Origin of the sequence: Pseudoalteromonas sp. BSi20480 (assembly GCF_000241365.1) — a bacterium.
In the GTDB taxonomy this organism is placed as follows: domain Bacteria; phylum Pseudomonadota; class Gammaproteobacteria; order Enterobacterales; family Alteromonadaceae; genus Pseudoalteromonas; species Pseudoalteromonas marina.
In genome coordinates this window covers 1-23,515 of sequence record NZ_BADX01000160.1, presented here as the reverse complement: position 1 = coordinate 23,515, position 23,515 = coordinate 1, and the positions used below count along the sequence as shown (strand labels likewise).

Genomic DNA, 23,515 nt, shown 5'->3' with positions numbered 1-23,515 from the left:
TTACAAATCAAGGTTCACATTGGGTAAGCACTCAAAGCCAGGCTTTGCAAATAAATACCCCTGCATGAGCTCAACCCCCGCGTGTTTAAGCCACACGTATTCTTCTACTGTTTCTATACCTTCAGCCAGTGCTGTAATATTTAAATCTTTAAACATATTTAGGCAGTGGGTTACTATTAATTGGCGTTTTTTATCGCTGTTTATATCTCGTATAAGTGCCATATCTAGCTTAATGATATCTGTTTGAAAGTCAGCAAGTAGATTTAAGCCAGAGTAACCTGCACCAAAGTCGTCTGTAGCGGTTTTAAAGCCTAATGATTGATAATAATCAACTACACGCTTTATATGTGCAGTATCTTCTACTTTTTCTACCTCGGTAAATTCAAACATGATGTTTTTAATAGGAAAATTATACTTTTTAGCCGCCTCTAATGTAGTACGTATGCAGCGCTCAGGCTTATAAATAGCGTTGGGTAAAAAGTTAATGCTTAGCATTGAGGTAATGCCTAGTTTGGCTGCAAGTTCAATTGCTTTAATACGGCAAAGCTGGTCAAACGCATAGCGGTTACTTTCGTTTACCTTAGAAATAATAGAATAAGCAGATTCGCCGTTTAGCCCCCTCACTAATGCCTCGTAGCCAAAAATATTGTTGCTTTGGCAATTTATGATCGGTTGAAACGCCATTGAAAAATCAAACTCAAGTGTGTTTGCATCTTCACAGTTACTGCAGGTAACTTTTGTGCAATTTGTTGATTTTTCATTCATTTAGTTCGGCCTTTTTAATATAAGCATTTAAGGTTAGTTTAAGTTCGATCTTAACACAAACAAGTTAAAGTATGAGTTTTTATATTTTAAGTAGTAAGAAGTAACTAATAAGTAAGCCCTAATTAATGACACTTGTCATAATATTGAGTGACTTTTAACAGCTGTATTTGTTTTGTTTATGCTTAAAAATAACCCTATACACAAAGAGGAGAGTAAATATGAATACATCAACATTTTTTGAAAATCTAAAGCGTTATTTAGCTGTATTAGCATTGTTAACAGTCATTAATTTAATTACCTCGCCAAATTATTTATGGGTAGTTTGGCCTGCGTTGGGTATGGGGATTGCACTACTTAACGATTTACTAGATTTAAACAACTTAAAAAGGGTTGGCTAATGAATGCAAAGCCAAGTGAAAAACTTACTTGGCTTAAGTTGCATATTATTGAAAATAACTATGAGTCGGTTATGAGGCGTTATCGAGTGTTGCATTAAGTGAAATTTCGGTATTAAGCAGCTTTGAGATAGGGCAGCCTTTTTTAGTTTGCTCACATAAGGCCTGAAACTGCTCATTAGCTATGTCACTAATACGTGCTTTTACTTCAAGTGCTATATGCGTCACTGCAAAGCCATCGTCTACTTCATCAAGGCTTACCGTTGCTTTGGTATCAATTTTATCTGCTGTAAAACCAGCATCACCTAATGCAAGCGACAGCGCCATGCTAAAACAAGCACTGTGTGCGGCACCTACTAGCTCCTCAGGGTTTGAGCCTGGCTCATCTTCAAAACGGGTATTAAAGCCGTACGGCTGTTTATCAAGTGCACCACTTTGCGTTGAAATACTGCCTTTGCCTGTTTTAATATCGCCAGACCAGGTTGAGTTTGCCGTTTTTTTAATCGTCATCATCTTCTCCTTGTTTAAATGTAAGTTTTTCAGATTAGGTAAGCTTTTATTTAACAAAAAGCTTAAATAAAACCGAAAAACAATTAATTTCAGATGATGTTGACAAAATAGACGCCAGTAAATTGCAATCTACTTTTTATTTCGTTTACACCGCTCTGAGCAATAAATGACATTGTCCCAATCTCGTTGCCTATTTTTTACGCCACGCAAACGGTTTATTACAGATAGGGCAAATTTTCTGCGGTAGGTTTAGTTTTTTATGCGCCATAGTTACTTAACCTGAGTGTTATTTTTAGCGGTGTTTTTATTTTTTACTTTGCTTGTGTTTGGTGTGATTGCAACATGCTTTCTAAGTATTTTTCCTATGGCACGTTTAACTTCAGGACGATCTCGGTATTGCCATAATCGCTCGCGGGCGTCTTTTGAGGCGAGTGTTAAATCAAGCATAGGCTCGGGGTAATCTTCACCCAGTTTAAAATCGTTAAAAAGCGCTTCCATTGGTGTTTGCTCCCACGGCTCGTGTAAGTATTCAATAGGGAGCTTTTCAAGTTCAGGGCACCACTTTTTTATAAAGGCGCCGGTTGGGTCCTGATCTTCCGATTGTTTTATCGGGTTGTAATGGCGAATGGTATTAATACCCGTAACCGATGCCTGCATTTGAATTTGCGGATAATGAATACCCGGTTCAAAGTCTAAAAAATAATTAGCTAATGGAAAGCTTGCTTGCTGCCAGCTTATATTTAAATGGTGTGTTACAAAGCTCACCAACATAGCGCGCATTCTAAAGTTAATATAACCTGTGGCCTTTAAACAGCGCATGCATGCATCTATTATAGGCACGCCTGTTTGCCCCTGCGCCCAACGCTCAATATCATGCTTTACATGTTTATCGGTACGATACGGAAATGAATGATAGCCCGGGTTTAATGCTTTAAACTCCATAGTGCATTCGCTTTCAAATTTTTGCATAAAGTGGCAATGCCAATGCAAACGAGATACAAAAGCTGCAAGCGGGCGCTTCCAACCTTTTTTATCGGGATGGTTTGAATGATAAGCGTCTATCGCAGTTTGATAAACTTGCCTAAGGCTTATATTTCCCCATGCTAAATATGGCGATAGTCTAGAGCAATGGGTGCGGCTTAAGCTAGGGCTAGATATTCCTTTTTGATAGCCTTTACCGCGTTGGGTAAAAAAACTTTGCATAACTTCTCTTGCATGAAGCGGGCCGCCCTGCTGAAAATTGTCATCATCTTGAGTGTAAGTTTCAGGTAATTCTGGATTGTTATAATTTTTAAGTTTGACGGTATTAACATTCTTCCAATTGGGTATAGCAAGCGGAGCCTGCATTGTTTTTTGCCAGCGTTCGTTCCAATTGTCACGGTTTTTTTTACCACGAATAACAGCGCCTGTTGGCGACTCTTGCCAGTTAATATGGTTATGGTGGCACCAAGCTTTAATTGCTAAATCGCGTTCAAAGGTATTATTTAGCCCTATTTCTTGGTGGCTAAAAATATGTGATATTTCAAACTGCTCATTAAGCTTTTGAAGCAGAGTTTGCATGTTTTCATTGAATATATACACCTTTGCATTAAAGCGCGCTAATTGAGAGTTTAAATCAACAATAGACTGGTACACAAAGCGCCAGTGTCGTTCATTATAATGAGCATCCTCAAGCAGAAGTGGTTCAAAGTTGTACATTAGTAAGGTAGGTAGGCCAGTATCAAACGCACTTTTTAATGGCTGATGATCGCTCAAGCGTAAATCGCGTTTAAACCACACTATATTTATTTTTTCACGCATTTAATTTACGACTCTTAGCTTAAATTAGTATATTAATGTTCACGTTATTTGGTGTTTTATTGCGTTTGCATTTTTATTAACGGGTACTGTTAGCTACAAAAAACGCACTAAAATAAAAAGTTAAAGTTGTTAGTACGTAAAGGTTTTAAATTGCGATTTAGTTTTAATAAGAATAAGGAAAAATATGTTTTTAGATTTAACTAGTAATGCTGATCACAATGTATATTCATATTTAGTGGGCGGTATAAGCCCGCGCCCCATTGCATGGATCAGCACGTTAAGCGAAAAAGGGATTGCGAACATTGCTCCGTACTCATTTTTTACCGTAGCAAGCTGTAATCCTCCTGTATTAAGTGTTACTCAGGTAAATCCGCGTGATCACGCTAACAAAGACACGTTAACTAATTTACTGGCTACTAAAGAGTGCGTGGTCAATATTGTTAGCCATAGCTTAGTTGAACAAATGAACCAAAGCTGTGCCAATTACCCTAATAACGTAAGCGAGTTTGATGAAGCAAATATACAACAGGCGCCAAGTTTATTAGTGAGCCCGCCAAGTGTAGAGGCTTCTAAAGTTCGCTATGAATGTACCTTGCGTGATGTAATTACGGTTTCAGAAAAAGCCGGTGGCGGAAAAATGATGTTATTGGATATTGTTGGTATATGTGTTGATGATGAAATATTAGTAAACGGTTATATTGATCCTGCTCGATTAGAGGCTGTAGGGAAAATGGGTGGCGATTACTTTAGTACGACAAAAGATAAATTTGTTCTTAAGCGCCCTCAGTTATAGAATACGGACCTGATTTAAAAACATAAAAATAAAAGGACTTTTGATGCGTAAACTTATTGCAGCTGCATTGATCACTCTTATTAGCTTTAATGCTCTCGCCGCACAAGATAAAAAATTGCCAATAGAAGCCTTTGCGGGCTTAAAAGACTTTAGCCAAATTAAACTATCTCCCAATGGTGAGAACCTTTCTTTTGTTCGAAACCACAAAGGCACCTTAGTGTTAATGGTTAAAAATCTCAAAACAGGAGATACAAAAGCAATTTTAAATGCAGACAACCGCACTGTATTTTTTGATTGGTATAGCTGGGCTAATGATAACGTTATTTTGCTGGGTGCTAGGTTTATTAAGTACCAATTTGGCGGGGCTAAATATACATCTACACTTTTGTACTCGTACAATCTCACAAATAAAGATGGGATTAAATTAGCGTTTAGAGCTGTCCCTTCTCGAGATGAGCGTCAGCCACAATTTGCAGACCGTATAGTGAGCTTTCTACCAGAACAAGAAGATAAAATTTTGGTACAGGGTGATTTTACAGTGCCAAATAACCCTGCTGTATACGAGCTAGATCTTAATACATTGCGCAAAAGTAAAGTACAAAGACAGCGCAATAACGTAACAGATTGGTTTGCCGACAGGCAAGGTAATGTTCGTATAGCTAAAAAAATGGACGAAACACAATTTACTTATGAATTACTTAATGCTGAGACCGGAGACTGGGACACGTTATTTGATTACGAAGTATTTAGTGAGCAAAGTATTTCTATATTAGGGTTTGATAAAAACCCTAACCTTTTATATATCTCGGCTTTGCACAACGGACGAGATGCATTGTTTAGACTTAACCTAACTACCAAAGAGCGCGAGTTAATTTACAGCAATGATAAATACGACTTTGATGGTTCTATTTTTTATTCTAGCAAAACAGGTGAGGTTGCAGGGTTTACTGATTCTCACATAGGGGACGGGGTAAACTACTGGGATGCAGATTTAGATAAACTTCACCGCTCTTTAAGAGTATCGCTTCCTAAAGACGACTACGATATTGATATTTTAAGCACCACTAAAGATCAACAAAAATACATACTTTGCGTTAGTTCAGCAAAGTCGTCAGGTAGTTATTTATTAGGAGACAGAACAAAAAATCAGGTCAGCGCCATTGCCGATGCCTATCCGCAAATTGATGAAACAGTATACGGCGGTAAAGAACGCATTAGTTATAAAGCGCGAGATGGATTAACCATTGAAGGTTATTTAACGTTGCCTGTAGGGTATAAAAAGGGCGATAAATTACCCACTATAATATTTCCGCATGGTGGTCCAATGGCGCGAGATTACGCTAACTTTGATTATTGGACTGCATTATTGGCTTATCATGGTTACGCTGTATTACAGCCAAACTTTAGAGGCTCAAGCGGATATGGTTATGAGTTTTTAATGCAATCTATTCAGGGTTTTGGTTTAGCCATGCAAGACGATTTACAAGATGGCGCCAATTGGCTTATTGAACAAGGTATTGCACAACCTGAAAAAATTTGTATTGGTGGCGCAAGTTATGGTGGTTATGCAGCGTTAATGGCGGTTGTTAAGCACCCTGAAACATTTAAATGTGCTGCCAGTTTTGCAGGCGTAAGTGATTTAGAACACCTTGTTTTTAAAGCGCGTTACTTTACCAATAAAGAAATAGTCAGAAAGCAGTTTGGTACAGACGACGATATGCTAGAAGCTAACTCTCCTGTAACGTATGCAAAGCAGATTAACCGACCTATATTATTAGTTCATGGCAGTGATGACAGTGTAGTGCCTGTTTACCATAGCCGGGAAATGGAAGATGAATTAGACGATGAAAATAAAGACGTTACTTATATTGAGTTAGAAGATGGCGATCATTATTTATCGCATCAGGCACATCGCGTTAAAACGCTGCAGGCTTTTTTAGATTTTTTTGATAAACATTTAAAAAACTAAACAATACAAAGGCGACTTAGGTCGCCTTTTTTGTACAATTTTTTTAAGTAGGTGCACATTGTTTGCACGTTTAGTTGTTAAACTTATTTAAATATGGCCAAGTTATAAGTGGCGGTTTAATTTTAAGGTGAACGCTTCCCCATGAAAATTCACAATAAACTTTTTTTAATTTTGTTTAGCTTTACCTTTAGCATTATTGCGGGGCTGGTGGTGCTCATACAATGGAGCATAGGCCAAGGTGTTATTGATTATGTGAATGCAAAAGAAATAAAAGCACTTGAGCCGCTTGTAACAAAGCTCGCAAAGCAATATGAAAGCAGTGCCTCGTGGGACGAAGTCATCCGTGACAATAAAAGCTTTAGACGCCTTGTTGAAGCCGAGTTACAAAGCAGCCAATTTTCTGAATTTGCAGAACGCCCAAGTCCTAGAGGCCGGTCAATGAGGCCACCACCACCTGAACGCGGTCGTTTTGATATGAAAGGCCCTCCCAGACCAAACGATATTGCTCATTACGCGTTACTTGATAAAAATAAGCAACCGATAAGAGGGCGTTATCTCGATGAACTCACCTATATCAATACGCCAATTACTGTTAACAATATAGTCATTGGTTATTTAGCTGTTTCAAAAAGAGATAATTTGGTTGATGGCTACGAGCTTGATTTTTTAGAACAGCAAACAGACTACTTATGGTTTATTGCTATAGCTGCTGCATTATTTACGTTGCTGTTAACTTTTTTACTATCACGGCATTTAGTAAGCCCGGTAAAAAAATAGCAACCGGGATGCATCAGCTTACGCAAGGTCACTTCACTACTAAGCTGACTCTTGATAGAAAAGACGAATTAGGCCAATTAAGTGAAGATTTTAATACACTGGCCTTTACACTAGCTAAAGATGAGCAAGTACGTAAACGCTGGTTAGCTAATATTTCTCACGAATTAAGAACACCAATGAGTATTTTGCTGGGTGAACTTGAAGCAATGTTACTTGGGGTACGTGAGCCTAATACCAAAAATATTAGTTCAGCTAATGATGAGGCGATGCATTTAAAGCGCCTAATAGATGATTTACATATGCTAAATAGTGCCGAATTAGGGGGGATGCATTACACCATGCAGCCAACCGATTTAACAATACTGTTAAATACAATCGAGCAAAAATATCAGGTTATATTTGAGCAGCATACAATCAAACTTTATCTATTAAATAGTGCTCAATACGCCAATGTTGAGGCTGATAAAACACGGCTACTGCAGTTGTTTGATAATATTTTAATGAATGCAGTTCATTATGCTCAGTGCACGACTATTTCAATAACTGCTAAAAACATAAGTAAAAAAGGGCAGTCATTTATTGAGCTGAGTATTGAGGATAATGGAGTTGGGGTAGAGTCTTCACATTTAGCGCATTTGTTTGAATACCTGTATCGAGTTGATGGTGCGCGTAACCGCCAAGAAGGTGGTTCAGGCCTTGGTTTATCAATCTGTAAACATATAGTTGAGGGTCATAACGGTGAGATAGTCGCAGAAAAAGCGGACCTAGGTGGTTTAGCTATTATTATACGCCTGCCAACCATTTAACAATGTTTAAACCTAATCTTTAAATTGCCTACTTTATTAAGTGGTTTGAATTTACGTTACGAATAGAGGTGCCAATGAGTGAACACATTTTAATAGTTGAAGATGAAGAAAAATTATCTAATTTAATGAGTGATTTTTTAATGAATCATCATTTTAATACTCATCAAATACACCATGGGAATGACGTACTTCCATGGCTTGAAATTAATAGGCCAAACCTTATTTTGCTAGACGTAATGTTACCAGGTCAAAGCGGAATCGAATTATGTAAAGCGATTAGGCGTTTTTCCAATGTGCCTATTATTATGGTATCGGCCAAAGTAGAAGAGATAGATCGCTTGCTAGGGCTTGAGTTAGGCGCAGATGATTATATTTGTAAGCCGTTTAGTTACGCAGAGTTGGTTGCGCGGGTAAAAGCTATTTTAAGGCGTCTCAACGTTTCAGCAGTACAAACATCGGTAATGCAATTAGATGAAACCACCTATAAAGTAAAATACCAAGATAACGACATCGAGCTAACTAACTTTGAGTTTCAGTTGTTTAAACCTTTGTTTAATAACCCAAGTAGAATTTATTCACGAGATAGCTTAATGGATACCATGTACACCGATCAGCGTATTGTGAGTCATAGAACGATTGACAGCCACATAAAAAAATTGCGTAAAAAGACTGGATGAATTAACTAAAACAGAGAGTGTGATTCAATCTGTTTATGGGGTAGGTTATCGCTTTGTACACCCGCAATAAGGGAACAAAGCGATTAACAAAAACGTTGGCGTTTTATTCTTCGTCTGAAAAGTTAATGCGCGCTAGTCGCTCTTGCTCTTCATCGGCTGCAGCTTGTATCTCGTCTAGTACTGAATCAACGTCAGCTTCTTCGCTGTCATCTTCAAATTCACCGGTGAGTATAGAATTAGGTGTAAGTTTTGCCTCTTCAAATAGCGCCCACATTTCTTTAGCGTATTGGGTATTTAACAACTCAGGTGCAAACTCACTATAGTAACGACGCATGTTGTTTACGTCACGAGCAAACATGGCTTCAGCGCTATTGTTAGCGGACGCATTTACAGCTTGCGGTAAATCAATGATCACAGGGCCTTTATCGTCAACAAGCACGTTAAACTCTGATAAGTCTCCATGAATAATACCCGCGCACAGCATAAGCATAATGTAATGCATCATCAGTGTATGTTGTTTTATAGCTTCCTCTTTACTCATACTTACATGGCCTAGCTGCGGCGCAACATCGCCTTCGCTGTCAGACACAAGCTCCATAAGTAAAACACCATCAACACAAAAATATGTATCGGGTACACGCACACCGGCTCTAGCTAAACGAGAAAGAGCATCAACCTCAGCATTTTGCCAAATCTCTTCTTCTAACTGGCGCCCGTAACTTGAGCGTTTTCCCATTGCGCGAGCTTGGCGACCACCGCGAACTTTTCGGCCTTCTTGGTATTGTGCGGCTTTTTTAAAACTGCGTTTAACAGCATCTTTATAAACCTTTGCACACCGAATGTGTTCACCACAGCGAACTACAAATACATCGGCTTCTTTACCGCTCATTAGTCGGCTAAGTACTTCGTCAATTAAACCGTCATCGATAAGGGGTTGTAAGCGTTTTGGTGTTTTCACAGCTTGCCTGCTAAGTGGAGTTGGTTATTAATCATTATTTAAGAAAGTGCTCTGTAATTAGTTGTTTTATATGCTCAAGCAGTATATCAGCTTTGAGAATTAAGGGCAGTATTACGCGCATTTACACATGCTTGCGTTAGCTTATCTGCTGATTGTAAATTGAGCAACCAGAACGCCCTAGAACACATCAATTTTTTAAATTATTTAATACTTCCTTATTATTTGCACATTTTTTGCGTTTTTAAGGTGTAAGTTTACGGTATCAACACGCCCTAAATATAAGGTTATTACTATGAAGCATTTAACATCAACGGCAATGATTGTATTACTTAGCATTGTTTTTTCGGCCAATATTGCTGCAAAAGGAAGTAATAACAAACCGCCTAAGCCAGACTTTTCAACTCTCGACACCGATGGCAATGGTGCAATTAGTTTTGATGAATTTAATACTAAAAAGCCACCTCACGGTGACGCACAGACTATTTTTGATGAAATTGATGCTGACGGTAATGGGGAAATCAGCGAGCAAGAATTAAGTGAACATAAACCGCCTCGTCGTGAACGTTGAAAGGAAACTAACATGATCAATTCAATAAACAATAACGCTACTAATTTTATGCCGCAGCAAAAAAGCCAAGCAGTATCGCTAACATCAGAACAAAGTGATTTTGTAAAAGAAACGCTAGCGCAATTTGATCCCGAAAACTTAACCTCTGAAGATGCAAAGAGCATTCAAGCTGCGTTTGAAGAGCAGGGTATTTCACCCACTAAAGAGCTGGCAGAATTAATGAGCGAGCTTGAATTTGATGCTAAAAGTATTGGTGATGCTGGCCGACCTGAAGGGCAAAGACCGCCTCCACCGCCACAAAATTCACTAGAGCAAGTTAATACAGAAGATGTAGTAAGTTACCTTGATGAATTACTCGAGCAGTATTCAAGCCAAATAAACGATGAAGATAAAGACGCTATACTATCGGCTGTTCAAGAAAAGTTTGGCTTGTCTGAATCTGATTCGTTACTCAGTATTAAAGCGTAAGTATGTGTAAAAGCTGACATTAAAAGCCCAGTAATACTGGGCTTTTTGTGTAGGTGGTTAGTTTAAGCGGGTTTTAATTTTACTGGTGCCATCTTCTTCGGTAAATTTAAATACAAAGTCTTTTTTACCGTCTTGGTTAATGTCAACTAACAAAATATCTTTACTTTTTTTAGGTAGGGTTAATTTTATTTTTTACGCTTTTTGTTAAGCAAATTGTCCTCTTCGCCGTAGTAAACATAGAGCGTTTTTTTGCTGTATTTATATACCGCATCAGTTTTGTCATCCCCGTTTATATCGCCTATGTATAAGGGTGGGGTTGCATCGCCATTGCTCATATTTATTTCCATCTCAAGGTCAATTTCTATACTTGATTTACTAGCAAATGAGCCATCGGTTTGTTGCTTATAAATATTCATTTCTACATCTACGTCAGTTTTACCACCGCCCATAGCCATAGAGGCAATAGTGCCAAGGCCAATGTCTAAGTCCATTGTTTGCAGGTCTATTAAGCCATCGTTATTAAAGTCTGTTTCAAATACAAGCTGACTAGGGCCGCTGGTATTTAACAATTTAATAGGTGTTTGACTAAACCCTGTTTTATTACCCAAATAAAGGTTATGCGCTATGTCAATATCGAGCGAATCCATACCTTCCACTGGCTTATATTGCTTGGTAATAAAGTCTAAATAGCCATCGTTATTTATATCAAGAAGCTGCTTTATTTTGCGTTTTTCACCGTTACTAAGCTCGCCCAACTCAATATTAAAATTAACGTCAGCCATGGCTTTGTTGTAACCATTAGTATTTGCGTAAAGCACATTGGCGCCTTTTTTATTTAAAAACACTAAGTCATTTAGGCCGTCGTGATTAAAATCCGTAATTGTAGGTTGGTTATTAATATCAACTTCAAGGGTGAGACCATCTTTTGAAAAATCACCAGTAAACTGCGTCTTTTTTTCAAAAGTATGAGGGGTAAATTGGCCGTTGTTAGTTTGAATATAAAGGGTTGTTTGGTTTAAGTCTGGGAGCAAAATATCACTCAGGCCATCTTTGTTGGCATCAATGATAAAGTTTATTTTTTCAAACTCTGTTACTTCTAACTGGTTTATTACTGATGTATATGCAAATAAAAGTGAAGGTTTTTCTTTATCCGCTTTGTAAATGCCATCGCTAGCTACCACAAGCGCTTGCTTATCATTTGTATTAGCAAGTGTTGCCACGTCAAAACCAATTGCATTGTCAGGCAGAACGAGCTGAGAGTTTTGCGCTGATAGTAAATCAATGCGTTCTAGCTGCTTAAGCTCTTTGTTAAAAGCAAATAACGTTGTCGAGTCGGTTGTTACTAACCCTTCAGTGGTTTTAATCGACATGGTTTGCGCTAATAAAGTACTAGGTGCAAGCAATATAAGTAATGCACTAAACGGTTTTAACATGGTAAATCCCTTTGTATAATTTTAAGTAGGCGAATATTTAACTCTTTTCAGCCTACGGCAAAAACTAACGTTAGGGTGTAAGTAATTGTAATAAAATGTTTATGCTAGTTAGCTTAATTAATCTAAGCGCTGAGCATATCTGCTAGAGATAGGTTTATTGTCCACAGTGCAGTTTAATCAAGTAAGCTGTTTTAGGTATTAGTGCAAGTTGATATGGTTAGGGTTACTCTATTTTAGGTAAAAATAATGCACTAATGGCGCCACAAAAACCAAGCAGGCTGTAGAGCAAAATAAGTTCAGCGGTAGATAAAAAGCTCTCAAGTAATCCAATGCTGCCTAACAGGAGTAAAAGCACGCCAATAACCGTGTTACTTACTGCAACATAGTCGGTGCGCTTGTTTCCTTGTGCCATATCGACTAAATACGTTTTGCGGCCAAGGCGAACACCTTGGTGAGCAACAGAGAGTAAAAAGTAAAGCGTAGGCAGCAGCCACCAAGCACTCAATAAATGGTTAAACCACGTTGCAATAACAAATACCGTTAAGCCATTAAGAGTTACAAGCATGGCACTAAGCACTAAAACTCGTTGGCTTGATAGGTCGCTTAATCGCCCCCAAATTGGCGCGGACACTAAACTGGCTAACCCCGATACAGCAATAAATGTTGCAAGTAACGAAAACTCAAACGATTGGCGACTCGCTAAAATAATATAAAATGGCGCGCTTAAAGCTGAGCACAATAAAAAAGCACGTGTGACAACAAAGTGGGCAAATTGCTTATCTTGGTAAAGGAGTTTAAGTTTTGTAAATGCATGCAGTAGCCCGTTTTTCCCACCGTCGGTAGCCCCTTTGTATTCATTTATGCGGCTATAAAAAAAGGCCGCCACAATCCACATTATTGCGCCCAATACCAAGGCAATTAATACTGTGTTTTGTTCTTTCTGCTGTGAAAAAAACCACATCAGTAGTCCAAAGGTTAGGGTTGCCAAACCTGCAATACTTGCCGCTAAGCCGCTAATATTGCCTCGCTGTTTTTTGGGGATCACTTTACCCAGTACATCTTTTGCTGCTACTGAATTAAAGCCTCGTGCTAAACTAAATAATATTAACAAACCTAAAATAGCGAAGCCTGCTTGTTTTCCCTCTAATACAAAAGCAACGCCTACCATGGCTAATATACATATCGATTGCGCAATAGCGCCAATTACCCACACCCATTTACGAACAGATAATTTGCGGATCACATCGGCAATAGCCAACTGCGGAAGTAAAGAGCCAGACTCCCTTATTGGCACAAGCCACGCTATAAAGCTGCCAGGTACGTTTAAGCTATGCATTAACCAGGGAAGCGTAACTTTGGGATTGAGTAGTGCGTCTGCAAACTTACTAAACAGCTGGCTTAGTAATAAAGTAATGAAGTTACCGGGCACCTCTTTACATGCAGACTCATCAATTTCCTTGCAAGCTTTAGCATCTTCTTCATTGTTAAGGCGCTTATAAATTTGCTCTTTTGTTAGTTTGACCACGGCTTTACACTGCTTTTAGGTAAGTAAATTTATACTAGGTTGATATGTTTAAATATTCTACTTTCAGGCAGGGTAATGTGATCATTTTAGTAGCGCCATATTTATAGCGGACATAAAAAACCAGCATTTAAGCTGGCTTTTTTGATGCATTCTAGTACTTTATTTAAAGTCGTCTGCGCTATGTCGCTCGGCTAACTGTTCTTCCTCGGGCCCCCATGTGCGATTAACACGACGACCTCTTTTAACCGCTGGACGCTCAGCAATTTGTTTGGCCCATCTAACAACATGCGTATAAGAGGCAACGTCTAAAAACTCAGCAGCATCGTACAAGTCGCCTAAAACAAGTGAGCCATACCAAGGCCAAATAGCAATGTCGGCAATTGAATATTCATCACCTGCCATATAGTCGTTATTGCTTAAATGCTGATTAAGTACATCGAGTTGGCGTTTGGTTTCCATAGTAAAGCGGTCAATGGGGTATTGCATTTTACTTGGCGCATAGCTATAAAAGTGGCCAAAACCGCCACCTAAGTAGGGTGCAGAGCCCATTTGCCAAAATAACCAGTTACGGCACTCGGTTTTTGCTACAAGGCTTTTGGGTATAAGTGCGTCAAACTTTTCACCTAAATATTGTAAAATAGAGCCAGACTCAAATACACGAGTTGGCGGTGTTGTTGAGTGATCGAGTAACGCAGGAATTTTTGAGTTTGGATTAATATCAACAAAGTCAGAACCAAACTGATCTCCCTCGCCAATATTAATTAGATAAGCATCGTATTGCGCATCATTAAGGCCAAGCTCTAAAAGTTCTTCAAACATAATAGCGGCTTTTTGGCCATTAGGCGTTGCCAGCGAGTACAGTTGAAATGAATGCTCGCCAATAGGCAAGGTTTTGTCATGAGTTGCCCCAGCTATGGGTCTATTAATACTGGCAAACTTACCGCCACTTTCACTTTCCCACGTCCACACTTTGGCTGGTGTGTAATTGTTTGTATCGCTCATAAATAACCTCACTGTTAGATTGATTCACTTAAAATAGTTTTTTATAAACCTTTTTGTCTATCTGCTTTTGCTAATTTATAACCTAAAAACAACCCGCTTAGGGCTCCGAATAAGTGGCTTTCAAACGAAATATGAAAGCGTTGCGGCAATACGCCCCAAATAAATCCGCTATAAAGTATGGCAACAACGATAGCGATTACGATTGATTTTAGCGAACGCCTGACCACGCCATAGCAGAGAATAAAACCCCACAACCCGTATATTACGCCGCTCAAACCAACATGAAGGCTACTACGGCCAAATGCCCAAACTAATAACCCGCCCAAAAGTGCGGTGAAAATAAATACAGAGTAGAACCGTTTAACACTGTATTGACAAATGAGCCAGCTGAGCACCGCAAAAGGCAGCATGTTACTGGCAAAGTGCCACCAGCTACCGTGTAAAAAGGGAGCGCAAAGTATGCCTATTAAACCTTGTATGCTGCGCGGGTAAATACCTAAACCATTAAGGTTTATACCAGGAAGGCTATTAATAACTTGAAGTACAAAGCAAGCAGCGACAATGCTAAATATAGCAAAGCGAGTCGTTGTTAGTAATGACAGAGACGTAGGCTTGGTTGTCATAAATTTCCCTAATTGACCTTAAACAGTTGCCAGTATAGGAATTGTATTTGGTAATGAAAAGCAAATAAAAAGCACAGCTCAAATGCTGTGCTTAATTAAGGCCGCGTTGGCCTTTAGTATTTAAATGCTATTAACCCAATTTAGTTAATAGTTTTTTAGCAGCAAGCTCTGAGCTTGCAGGGTTTTGACCCGTAATCAGCAAACCGTCTTCTAGGGCAAGTACACCCCAATCTTCAGTTTTTTGGTAATCGCCACCTTTTTTGATTAGCTCGTCTTCCACTAAAAAAGGAACTACGTCGGTCAGTTGTACAGCTTCTTCTTCACTGTTGGTGAAACCAGTTACTTTTTTACCTGCTACCAATGCGTTGCCGTCTGCATCTTTAACATTTAAAAACACAGCACTTGCGTGACAAACGCCAGCAACTGGTTTTTCTTCTTTAACAAAACTTTCAATTAGTGATACAGAATCGGTGTTATCTACTAAATCCCATAATGGGCCGTGGCCGCCAGGGTAAAATACTGCGTCGTAATCACTTGAGTTTACTTCGCTTAGTGCATGTGTGTTGGCCATTAGCGCTTGTGCTGCGCTGTCTGCATCGTAACGTTTAGTTGCATCGGTTTGAAAATCAGCAAGTGTGCTTGTAGGGTCAATTGGCGGTTGGCCACCAGCAGGAGATGCAAGTGTCACTTCAGCGCCAGCATCAACAAATGCATAGTAAGGTGCTGCAAATTCTTCAACCCAAAAACCGGTTTTTTCACCTGTGTTACCAAGATCCGCATGTGAAGTAAGTACCATAAGTATTTTTTTAGCCATAACTATATTCCTTCGATAATTGAGTTAATTAGTATTTGGTATTCACCAAACTCGTATTATTACTATATGCATTTAAATTACTTTAAACAACGATGATAAATTTGACTTTATTGGTTTAATAATTGATACAATGAATGGGTTGAATTTTAACTAGGCGGAAAAGCCATGAAAGTGTCATTCGAGCAATTAAAAAGTATGGTGGTGTTTGCACAAATTGTAGAGCAGGGAAGTTTAACAGCCGCCGCTAAGCAATTAGGTTTAACACGCGCTGTGGCAAGCTATCATTTAAAAAAATTAGAAACCCAGCTTGAAGTTACACTTTTAAATCGCTCTACTCGCACGATGACACTTACAGAGGCCGGTATAGCGTACTACGAGCGTTGTCGCGTTATTACTGAGCAAGCCAATGCCGCTAATCAACAAATAGAGAATATAAAAAGCGAGCCGCAAGGTTTACTTAAAGTGAGTTGCCCCGTTAATGTGGGTATGCAATTGATTGTACCCGCTATAAATACGTTTAAGCGCCAATATCCAAAAATTGAAATCGACCTACAGCTAACCGACGACGTAGTAGATATAATAAAAAATGGTTTTGATATTGCCATTCGTGGTGTTGCGTTAAGTGACTCAAACTTACAAGCGACAAAACTGACCACAATGAGTACCTGTATTTGTGGCTCTTCAGATTACTTTAACTATTTTGGTAAACCTAAAACGCCAGCTGATTTAAAAGCGCATAAATGGGTTGTGTATCAGTTGGGGAGTAAAACTTTAACGCTACAAAAAGATGGTAAAAAGCACGACATTACAATGCAAGGTGGTTTAAGCACAAATAATGCGGCAGCACGCACGGCATTTGTAGAGGCAGGGCATGGTCTTGGCCGTATTCCCTTATATGATGCCTGGCCAAAGGTGCAAGCTGGGCTACTAGAGATCATATTAGACGATTACAAAACTAAAGATATTGAGCTTTACGGGGTGTTTCCGCCAGGTGCTACAGGCTCTAAAAAGCTTAGGTTATTTATTGATTATTTAAAAGCGTACTTTGTAAAGCAGCATACCGCGCTGGGTATGCTGAAAAGTACTTAGTAAGACGTTCTTAAAGTGTTTATAAAGTGCGATTAAAAAGCGCCACGGCTTGTTGGTACATTGCGATTGCCAATGCGCCGTCGTATCGCTCACCTTCATCACGCATAAAGGCATGTTGCGCGTTAACTTCTTGCCACTGGTAGTTAATGCCTGTCGTTACACATTGCTGATAAATTTTACTGCGGCCTTCTTGTGGTACATGAGGGTCTTGTTTACCCCAAATAAAATGTATTTCACCTTGTATATCGGCCATGCGCTCAAATGAATTGTTTCCTTCTTGAGCTGGTAATGTATTGCTGTGAATATCCGTTGCGTATAAGCAAAACGCTGCTTTAATTTGGGGATTAAGTGCAGCTCTGTAAGCTAAATGTCCGCCAATACATACACCCATCGCCCCCACTGAACCTGAGCAATACTGCTGCGATTTTACAAAATCGATTAATGTTTGTGTGTCGCTATCATGATGCTCAAGCGGTTTTTTCCACTTATCCGCATTGCCTTTGTCTTTACCTGCATCATCGTAAGCAAGTACAGTCCCGATAGGGTTTAACTCATGAAATACCTCAGGCACGAGTACAACAAAACCATGGCTTGCCAAAAGTGCAGCACTTCGAGCAATAGGAGCCGTTTGCTGAAAAATCTCAGAATAAAAAACAATGGCAGGAAACTGCCCATCGGCTTGTGGACGATACACTGTGGTTCGCATTAGGCCTGTTGGCGTTGGTAAGTCGGTATTATGTTGTTGGATGATCATAAAAGCGCTCAGTTAAAAAGGTTTGGTAATTTCTTTATGGTAACTGAGCGCAGCAGAATAAACGACCGCTGAAATGCGTTTTTAAATGCTAGCTGGCATTTTATTACAGCTTGCGTAGTAGCTTACCGTGGCCGGCCAATCAGAAAATATACCCATTACACCCACTTGTTTTGCTAACACATCAACTACAGTCATCATATCGCCATCGTTATTGATTACATCAGCAATTGACTGATAATAATAACCACCCCCTTCATTTAGCGGCCCTGAGCGCTCAAGGCTCCATGCTATGAGCTTCAAACCTGCCGCTTTTGCGTCAATTGCGTATTGTGAAGGAACAATATTGTTATCGTTATCGATGGTAAGCATCATCCAAATGGGAGGCGCAAGTATTTTAACGTCGTCAGCAACCAGTTCAGCCATGCTTGGTTGCCATGTTGCTGGATTGCTCGGGTCAAAACCAGCTTCACTATCGCGACCATCTAAATAAACACTTTGACCTGCAAATTCAGGGTTGGTGTTAATCCAATATTTTACATCGTCTAAATTAAACGATTGTGGGTATACCTGATTTGCGGGAACATCTAATTGCGTGTATTCATCAAGCATTTTTTGTGCGTATTGTTCTTGGCTCATACCATCAAAAGGCATGCTAACTTGAGGCGACTTAAGCTCTGGGGTCATTTTTACACCCAACTCTTTAAATAACTCAATACTTTGCTTGTGGGTTAATAGCGTTCCTGTTTTTGAGTATAAATCGGTACGCCAATTTGGGGTGCCGTCAAGGTATTCTGCCACTGTGGTGGCTTTAGGATTCGCACCATCCATTTTTCCTTCAAGGGTTAAAAATTCGCTCAGGCTAATATCGCTTGTACAGCACTTTGCTGAAGCGGGAGTCCCGGTATTTGGATTGGCTGGGGTAAATGGCACACTGCATTTGGCGGCAAGTTCTGGGATAGCTAAAATATTAGTGGTGGTATGTAAGTCACATTGTGAGTGGCGACACACTAGTTCTTTATCGTTTGTAAACGTTACATCGCACTCTACTATACCTGCGCCCATTCGCGCTGCTGCAATATAAGATTCTTTAGTATGTTCAGGGTATTGCATTGGCGCACCGCGATGCCCAATTGAAAAGTCTGTTGTATAAAATGGGCCATCTTGGCATGATGCTAATTGTGTTTTTAACTCGCTTGGCGCCATGTCGTTAATTAAATAATCAGGGCGTGTGCCAAGTTGAACATTGCTACCTTGGGCAACTTCTACAACGACTGGCGTGGGTACTTCTACAATTTCAACTTCAGTGTTAGTTACTAAAACGTCTTTTTCGACTACTTTAACTTCATCGTCACAACCGGTAAGTGCAGCAATTAGAAGGCAACTGGCAGATAAGGTAATACGCTTCATTGTTTATCCTTAAAAAATAAAAGTTGCACTACCTTAGTAACTCTTAATGACAATTCAACGACAGAAAAGTGAACTTATTTTTTCGCCATTATTTGATTAACCACTAACGCTAAAAGCATTATTGCTGCACCAATACTTAGCCTAAAAATATCGGCATCTCTATTCCAAATAACAATATTAACAATAATACCGGCAGGGATGAGTAAGTTATTCATGACCGCCAACGCCCCAACATTGACAAGCGTTGCGCCTTTATTCCATAAAAAATAACCCAAGCCAGAGGCCACTATCCCTAAATAAATTAAAATCCCCCATTGTGTATTTGTGCTTGGCAGTTTGCTCGGGTTACCAAATAATGCGTAACATAAGCCTGCAACAATGAGAGCGCCAATAAAAAACCAGCTAAATGCCGCCTTGTCGTCAAGCTGCTTGCCTTGCATTAACCGTTTGTAAGTAACTTGCCCAGTTGCAAAACTTAAATTGGCTCCTTGTACAAGCAACAGCCCTAGCCAAAAGTCATTGTTGAGATTTTCATAACGAATTGCTACCGCACCCAGCACGGCAATTAAGGCAACAATAAAAAATTGCGGATTAAACTGTTTGTTAAGGGTATCGTTTAATAAAGTAATATAGAGCGGCGTCATAACCGTAAAAAGCAATACTTCAGGGACGCTTAAAAACAAAAATGAGTGGTAGTAAAAACTGTACATAACCCCAAGTTGCACAGCGCCTATCAACATAAGCCTGATTGCGGTGGCGGGAGGAAGGCGTTTGATAAACGGTAAAAATACCAATGTAGCTAGCGCAACACGGATTAATACGCTAAACCATGCATCAACGTGCCCAGCTAAATATACGCCAATTAAACTAAACGAAAATGCCCAAAGCAGGGTCACTGCAAATAAATAGCCCATAACCATCATTGTGTAATAACTAATTGGCTAAGTTTATCTGTTATAAATTAAGGTATAAACAATAAAAGCCCGCAAGCGGGCTTTTATATTAAAAATAATAAGTTAAGTTATTATTCTACTAAACCACGGCGCTTAAGTAGTGCGTCGGTTGTTGGTTTTTGACCTCTAAACTCAATGTAGCTTTGCATTAAGTCACGGCTATTACCTTTTGATAAGATTTCTTTACGGAAGTTGTCGCCGTTTTCACGTGTTAAACCACCGTTGTTTTCCATGTGTGCAAATGCATCGGCTGCAAATACTTCAGTCCAAAGGTATGCGTAGTAACCCGCAGAGTAACCGCCGGCAAATGTATGGCTAAAGTAGTTTGATTTATAACGCGGTGGTACAGGGTAGTAATCAATACCATGAGCTTTTAGCGCTGCGTTTTCAAACTCTTGAACATCATTGATTTTCTTATCTGAACCAAATGAATGCCATTCCATATCCAGTAAAGCAGCCGCTAAATATTCAGTCGTACCAAAACCTTGGTTGAATTTTTGCGATGCTAATACTTTATCAAGCAATGCTTGTGGAATTGGCTCACCTGTTTTGTAGTGCTTAGCGTAATTTGCAAGTACGCTAGGCTCAATCATCCAATCTTCATGTGCTTGAGATGGAAATTCAACAAAGTCACGCGCTGTTGCAGTGCCAGCAAGGCTTGGGTATTTAACATCTGAGAATAAACCGTGAGCCGCATGACCAAATTCATGGAACATAGTCGACACTTCGTCAAAGGTCATAAGCGTTGGCTCGCCTTCAGCAGGCTTTGGAATATTTTGCGCGTTATAAATAACAGGTTTAGTGCCTTTTAAGCCGCTTTGGCTTACGTATGCACTCATCCATGCGCCGCCACGCTTGCCTTCACGTGCGTATGGGTCCATGTAAAATAAACCAATTGCACTGCCGTCAGCGTTGAATACTTCATAAACGGTTACATCTTCGTGGTAAACCGGTAAGTCTTGACGTTCTTTGAACGTAATACCGTATAGTTTATTCATCGCAAAGAATAAACCATCGTTAATTACTGAGCTCATTTCAAAGTAAGGTTTAACTAACGCAGGGTCTAGGTCGTATTTTTCAGCACGTACTTTTTCAGCGTAAAATGCCCAATCCCAAGGTTTAAGTTCGAAGCTTTCGCCCGAATCATTAATTACTTTTTGGATAGCTGCTGCTTCAATTTTTGCTTTTTCAACTGCTTTAGGGGCAAGGTCATCTAAAATGCCGTATACATTTTCAGTTGTTTGCGCCATACGCGAGGTCATTACATACGAAGCCCAATCTTTGTAGCCTAAAAGCTCTGCTTTTTGTGCGCGTAAGTTTGTTTCTTCAATGATGATAGGGCCATTTGTTTGTGCTGCACGGTTTGCTGAGGCAGTAAAAATTTGCTCACGTAACTCGCGGTTTTCAAGGCTTGATAAAATAGGCTGTTGCGTGGTGTTCACAAGCGTGATCATGTAACCTTCTTTGCCTGCTTTTTTAGCTGCAGCTGCTAGGCCTGCAATTTCACCCTCAGAAAGGCCTGCAAGTTTAGACTTGTCAGTAACAACAATCACATCTTCTTTAAACGATTTTAAAACGTTTTGCGAAAACGCAGTAGAAAGCTCGGCAAGCTTTGCGTTAATTTCGCGCATTTTTGCTTTTTCTTCGTCACTTAATTTAGCACCGGCTTTTACAAACTGCTTGTAGTAAAAGTCAACAAGGCGTTGATCTTCAGCGCTTAGTGCTGCTTGGTTATCGTAGATTGTTTGAACGCGCTCAAATAAAGCACCGTTTAAATAAATGTCATCAGAGTGAGCCGATAATACTGGCGCCATTTTTTTACTAATGCGCTGGTATTCGTCATCTGAAATTAAGCCCGATAAGTTATAAAATGCCGTTGATACACGGTTCAATAACTCACCAGATAGTTCCATTTCAACTAATGTGTTTTTAAATGTTGCTGGCTCTGGGTTATTAGCAATTGCTTGAATTTGAGCTGTATGCTCTGCAATACCCGCGTCGAATACAGCTTCGTAATCTTTAGTACCAAATTTATCAAACTCAGGTGCCATGTATTGTAAAGGACTTGGTTTGAATAACACATTGCTTGCGTTTACGTCTTGCACTTGTGCTGCGCTTTCTTTTGCCATTGTTTGTGTTTCTGATTTATTTTCTGAACAGGCAGATAGTAATAATGCACTAGCAATTGTAGTGGCGATTAGGGTTTTACGCATAATAACTCCATAGAAAGATTAGCCGGGATAGGCTTTTCGAGTCGAAAAACCCACTTAACTTACCAAATTTTGATTTATATACAATAAAGTTTATCGAGATTATGCAGGATTTAAACGCAAATTAGCTAAAAATAGATGTTTAGATAGGTAAAAGTAGCTTTTGTTGTTTGTTTTTTGGTGGCACAAGTACTGCAAAATAACAAAGTGCAATTTTTAAAGTCAGTTAAATTGCATTGTGGCGTGCTAAAGTTAGTTAATTAAAACACATTCACTCTATAATAATATTAAAGACCCCCTGATTGGAAAATAAATGAATTTAGAACAAATAAACGAAATCCTTTCTTTTGTTGTATTTAGTTACAACGATATACAACTCACAGTGGCAAAAATAATTCAGGTACCACTTATTTTATTTGCAATGTGGTTTGTGGTGACACACATTGGTAAGTTAATAAAAAGAACTTTACTCGCCAAGAAAATAAGCCAAGATGCTGTTCATTTATTTACGCGTATTTATTTTATTTTAAGTATCGCCATTTTAGTTTTTACCTCGCTAGAAGTATTAAATATTCCATTGACGGCTTTTGCATTTGTATCGGGTGCTATTGCAATAGGTGTGGGGTTTGGTGCGCAAAATATAATTAATAATTTTATAAGCGGTTGGATATTAATGTGGGAGCGTCCTATTCGAATAGGTGACTTTTTAGAAGTAGGCAGTGCAAAAGGCGTCGTCGAAACTATTAATACACGTTCAACGCGGATTCGTCGAAATGATGGCGTACATATGTTGATCCCCAACAGCCAATTATTAGAAAACACCGTAACAAACTGGACGTTAATTGATGGGAATGCACGCTCGTCGGTAAGCGTAGGTGTTGCTTATGGATCGGATGTAGTTTTAGTTAAAAAACTCATCCAACAGGTGCTTGATGAGCATAAAGCGATTTTAAAAACACCAAAATCGGCAGTGCTATTTGACGACTTTGCCGATAGCTCATTAGTTTTTAACGCTGTTTTTTGGGTATGTGCTGAATCTGAAACCATGCTTAGAACCGTGCGCAGTGATATTCGCTTTAGTCTGTACGATGTATTTGAGCAAAATAATGTAGTGATTGCGTTCCCTCAACGAGACATTCACATAGATGGAGAAATAGCCTTAAAACGAACGTGATAAAGCATTGAGGAAAAAACCGCCGAGTGCGGTTTTTCACCTTAG

The 23,515-nt window shown here is 39.3% G+C and carries 20 protein-coding genes and 3 pseudogenes; 9 read left to right on the top strand and 14 right to left on the bottom strand.

Features of this window, described 5'->3' with window-relative positions; translation table 11 throughout:
- Entirely contained in the window at positions 1–765 is a 765-nt protein-coding gene (locus P20480_RS02675) for an EAL domain-containing protein (RefSeq protein WP_006791452.1), read from the bottom strand.
- A gap of 218 nt (positions 766–983) precedes the next feature.
- On the opposite strand from P20480_RS02675, the gene P20480_RS02680 reads away from it, so the two are divergent.
- Positions 984–1,163 carry a 2TM domain-containing protein gene (locus P20480_RS02680; RefSeq protein WP_008132321.1) on the top strand — a complete coding sequence of 60 codons (180 nt, stop codon included), beginning with the start codon at positions 984–986 and terminating at the stop codon, positions 1,161–1,163.
- 69 nt (positions 1,164–1,232) lie between these two features.
- Here P20480_RS02680 and P20480_RS02685 read toward each other — a convergent pair whose 3' ends face one another.
- The 3 genes and pseudogenes from P20480_RS02685 to P20480_RS02690 all read right to left on the bottom strand — a co-directional run bounded on the left by P20480_RS02685 (position 1,233) and on the right by P20480_RS02690 (position 3,470).
- On the bottom strand, positions 1,233–1,670 hold the full coding sequence (locus P20480_RS02685; RefSeq protein WP_008132319.1) for an OsmC family protein: 438 nt from the start codon (positions 1,668–1,670) through the stop codon (positions 1,233–1,235).
- A 129-nt stretch (positions 1,671–1,799) separates the two neighbouring features.
- Positions 1,800–1,938, bottom strand: a pseudogene (locus tag P20480_RS19320) (DUF2256 domain-containing protein).
- Positions 1,939–1,940: 2 nt separating this feature from the next.
- Positions 1,941–3,470 carry a cryptochrome/deoxyribodipyrimidine photo-lyase family protein gene (locus P20480_RS02690; RefSeq protein WP_008132316.1) on the bottom strand — a complete coding sequence of 510 codons (1,530 nt, stop codon included), beginning with the start codon at positions 3,468–3,470 and terminating at the stop codon, positions 1,941–1,943.
- A gap of 184 nt (positions 3,471–3,654) precedes the next feature.
- On the opposite strand from P20480_RS02690, the gene P20480_RS02695 reads away from it, so the two are divergent.
- The 4 genes and pseudogenes from P20480_RS02695 (at position 3,655) to P20480_RS02705 (ending at position 8,562) form a co-directional block, all read left to right on the top strand.
- Complete coding sequence (locus P20480_RS02695) at positions 3,655–4,263, top strand: flavin reductase family protein (protein ID WP_008132315.1); 609 nt, start codon at positions 3,655–3,657, stop codon at positions 4,261–4,263.
- A 43-nt stretch (positions 4,264–4,306) separates the two neighbouring features.
- Positions 4,307–6,232 carry an alpha/beta hydrolase family protein gene (locus tag P20480_RS02700; protein ID WP_008132313.1) on the top strand — a complete coding sequence of 642 codons (1,926 nt, stop codon included), beginning with the start codon at positions 4,307–4,309 and terminating at the stop codon, positions 6,230–6,232.
- 141 nt (positions 6,233–6,373) lie between these two features.
- Positions 6,374–7,815, top strand: a pseudogene (locus tag P20480_RS18735) (ATP-binding protein).
- 74 nt (positions 7,816–7,889) lie between these two features.
- A pseudogene (locus P20480_RS02705) lies at positions 7,890–8,562 on the top strand (response regulator).
- A gap of 33 nt (positions 8,563–8,595) precedes the next feature.
- Here P20480_RS02705 and P20480_RS02710 read toward each other — a convergent pair.
- Positions 8,596–9,450, bottom strand: coding sequence for a PA4780 family RIO1-like protein kinase (locus tag P20480_RS02710; RefSeq protein WP_008132303.1), 855 nt, complete (start codon positions 9,448–9,450; stop codon positions 8,596–8,598).
- 292 nt (positions 9,451–9,742) lie between these two features.
- On the opposite strand from P20480_RS02710, the gene P20480_RS02715 reads away from it, so the two are divergent.
- Together P20480_RS02715 and P20480_RS02720 are read left to right on the top strand one after the other, a co-directional pair.
- Positions 9,743–10,018, top strand: coding sequence for an EF-hand domain-containing protein (locus P20480_RS02715; protein ID WP_008132299.1), 276 nt, complete (start codon positions 9,743–9,745; stop codon positions 10,016–10,018).
- A gap of 12 nt (positions 10,019–10,030) precedes the next feature.
- On the top strand, positions 10,031–10,486 hold the full coding sequence (locus tag P20480_RS02720) for a hypothetical protein (protein WP_008132298.1): 456 nt from the start codon (positions 10,031–10,033) through the stop codon (positions 10,484–10,486).
- Between the two features lie 185 nt (positions 10,487–10,671).
- On the opposite strand, the gene P20480_RS02725 is transcribed toward P20480_RS02720, so the two are convergent.
- The 5 genes from P20480_RS02725 to P20480_RS02745 all read right to left on the bottom strand — a co-directional run bounded on the left by P20480_RS02725 (position 10,672) and on the right by P20480_RS02745 (position 15,883).
- Positions 10,672–11,919 (bottom strand): FG-GAP repeat domain-containing protein, encoded by a 1,248-nt coding sequence (locus tag P20480_RS02725; protein WP_008132295.1) that lies wholly within the window; start codon positions 11,917–11,919, stop codon positions 10,672–10,674.
- Between the two features lie 223 nt (positions 11,920–12,142).
- Positions 12,143–13,444 (bottom strand): MFS transporter, encoded by a 1,302-nt coding sequence (locus tag P20480_RS02730; RefSeq protein WP_008132293.1) that lies wholly within the window; start codon positions 13,442–13,444, stop codon positions 12,143–12,145.
- A gap of 159 nt (positions 13,445–13,603) precedes the next feature.
- Positions 13,604–14,446 carry a glutathione-dependent disulfide-bond oxidoreductase gene (gene yghU / locus P20480_RS02735; protein WP_008132291.1) on the bottom strand — a complete coding sequence of 281 codons (843 nt, stop codon included), beginning with the start codon at positions 14,444–14,446 and terminating at the stop codon, positions 13,604–13,606.
- 41 nt (positions 14,447–14,487) lie between these two features.
- Positions 14,488–15,069 (bottom strand): rhomboid family intramembrane serine protease, encoded by a 582-nt coding sequence (locus P20480_RS02740; protein ID WP_008132289.1) that lies wholly within the window; start codon positions 15,067–15,069, stop codon positions 14,488–14,490.
- A gap of 130 nt (positions 15,070–15,199) precedes the next feature.
- Positions 15,200–15,883 carry a type 1 glutamine amidotransferase domain-containing protein gene (locus tag P20480_RS02745; RefSeq protein WP_006791436.1) on the bottom strand — a complete coding sequence of 228 codons (684 nt, stop codon included), beginning with the start codon at positions 15,881–15,883 and terminating at the stop codon, positions 15,200–15,202.
- 165 nt (positions 15,884–16,048) lie between these two features.
- On the opposite strand from P20480_RS02745, the gene P20480_RS02750 reads away from it, so the two are divergent.
- The gene (locus P20480_RS02750; protein ID WP_008132284.1) at positions 16,049–16,972 is read left to right on the top strand and encodes a LysR family transcriptional regulator; all 924 of its coding nucleotides are present in this window, start codon (positions 16,049–16,051) and stop codon (positions 16,970–16,972) included.
- A gap of 19 nt (positions 16,973–16,991) precedes the next feature.
- Here the strand turns inward: P20480_RS02750 and P20480_RS02755 are convergent, their stop codons facing one another.
- The 4 genes from P20480_RS02755 to P20480_RS02770 all read right to left on the bottom strand — a co-directional run bounded on the left by P20480_RS02755 (position 16,992) and on the right by P20480_RS02770 (position 22,299).
- Entirely contained in the window at positions 16,992–17,726 is a 735-nt protein-coding gene (locus P20480_RS02755) for a dienelactone hydrolase family protein (RefSeq protein WP_008132282.1), read from the bottom strand.
- An 81-nt stretch (positions 17,727–17,807) separates the two neighbouring features.
- The gene (locus P20480_RS02760) at positions 17,808–19,133 is read right to left on the bottom strand and encodes a glycerophosphodiester phosphodiesterase family protein (protein WP_008132281.1); all 1,326 of its coding nucleotides are present in this window, start codon (positions 19,131–19,133) and stop codon (positions 17,808–17,810) included.
- A 74-nt stretch (positions 19,134–19,207) separates the two neighbouring features.
- Positions 19,208–20,056, bottom strand: coding sequence for a carboxylate/amino acid/amine transporter (locus tag P20480_RS02765; RefSeq protein ID WP_008132279.1), 849 nt, complete (start codon positions 20,054–20,056; stop codon positions 19,208–19,210).
- Between the two features lie 101 nt (positions 20,057–20,157).
- Positions 20,158–22,299, bottom strand: coding sequence for a M3 family metallopeptidase (locus tag P20480_RS02770; protein WP_008132277.1), 2,142 nt, complete (start codon positions 22,297–22,299; stop codon positions 20,158–20,160).
- 310 nt (positions 22,300–22,609) lie between these two features.
- On the opposite strand from P20480_RS02770, the gene P20480_RS02775 reads away from it, so the two are divergent.
- Positions 22,610–23,470: a mechanosensitive ion channel family protein gene (locus P20480_RS02775; RefSeq protein WP_006791430.1), complete on the top strand. Its 861-nt coding sequence runs from the start codon at positions 22,610–22,612 to the stop codon at positions 23,468–23,470.
- Positions 23,471–23,515 lie beyond the last annotated feature (45 nt).

Bases quoted from the DNA above. Each gene is read 5' to 3' on its own strand.
- P20480_RS02675 (WP_006791452.1), bottom strand. From the start codon at position 765: ATGAATGAAAAATCAACAAATTGCACAAAAGTTACCTGCAGTAACTGT.
- P20480_RS02680 (WP_008132321.1), top strand. From the start codon at position 984: ATGAATACATCAACATTTTTTGAAAATCTAAAGCGTTATTTAGCTGTA.
- P20480_RS02685 (WP_008132319.1), bottom strand. From the start codon at position 1,670: ATGACGATTAAAAAAACGGCAAACTCAACCTGGTCTGGCGATATTAAA.
- P20480_RS02690 (WP_008132316.1), bottom strand. From the start codon at position 3,470: ATGCGTGAAAAAATAAATATAGTGTGGTTTAAACGCGATTTACGCTTG.
- P20480_RS02695 (WP_008132315.1), top strand. From the start codon at position 3,655: ATGTTTTTAGATTTAACTAGTAATGCTGATCACAATGTATATTCATAT.
- P20480_RS02700 (WP_008132313.1), top strand. From the start codon at position 4,307: ATGCGTAAACTTATTGCAGCTGCATTGATCACTCTTATTAGCTTTAAT.
- P20480_RS02715 (WP_008132299.1), top strand. From the start codon at position 9,743: ATGAAGCATTTAACATCAACGGCAATGATTGTATTACTTAGCATTGTT.
- P20480_RS02720 (WP_008132298.1), top strand. From the start codon at position 10,031: ATGATCAATTCAATAAACAATAACGCTACTAATTTTATGCCGCAGCAA.
- P20480_RS02725 (WP_008132295.1), bottom strand. From the start codon at position 11,919: ATGTTAAAACCGTTTAGTGCATTACTTATATTGCTTGCACCTAGTACT.
- yghU (WP_008132291.1), bottom strand. From the start codon at position 14,446: ATGAGCGATACAAACAATTACACACCAGCCAAAGTGTGGACGTGGGAA.
- P20480_RS02740 (WP_008132289.1), bottom strand. From the start codon at position 15,069: ATGACAACCAAGCCTACGTCTCTGTCATTACTAACAACGACTCGCTTT.
- P20480_RS02745 (WP_006791436.1), bottom strand. From the start codon at position 15,883: ATGGCTAAAAAAATACTTATGGTACTTACTTCACATGCGGATCTTGGT.
- P20480_RS02750 (WP_008132284.1), top strand. From the start codon at position 16,049: ATGAAAGTGTCATTCGAGCAATTAAAAAGTATGGTGGTGTTTGCACAA.
- P20480_RS02755 (WP_008132282.1), bottom strand. From the start codon at position 17,726: ATGATCATCCAACAACATAATACCGACTTACCAACGCCAACAGGCCTA.
- P20480_RS02760 (WP_008132281.1), bottom strand. From the start codon at position 19,133: ATGAAGCGTATTACCTTATCTGCCAGTTGCCTTCTAATTGCTGCACTT.
- P20480_RS02765 (WP_008132279.1), bottom strand. From the start codon at position 20,056: ATGATGGTTATGGGCTATTTATTTGCAGTGACCCTGCTTTGGGCATTT.
- P20480_RS02770 (WP_008132277.1), bottom strand. From the start codon at position 22,299: ATGCGTAAAACCCTAATCGCCACTACAATTGCTAGTGCATTATTACTA.
- P20480_RS02775 (WP_006791430.1), top strand. From the start codon at position 22,610: ATGAATTTAGAACAAATAAACGAAATCCTTTCTTTTGTTGTATTTAGT.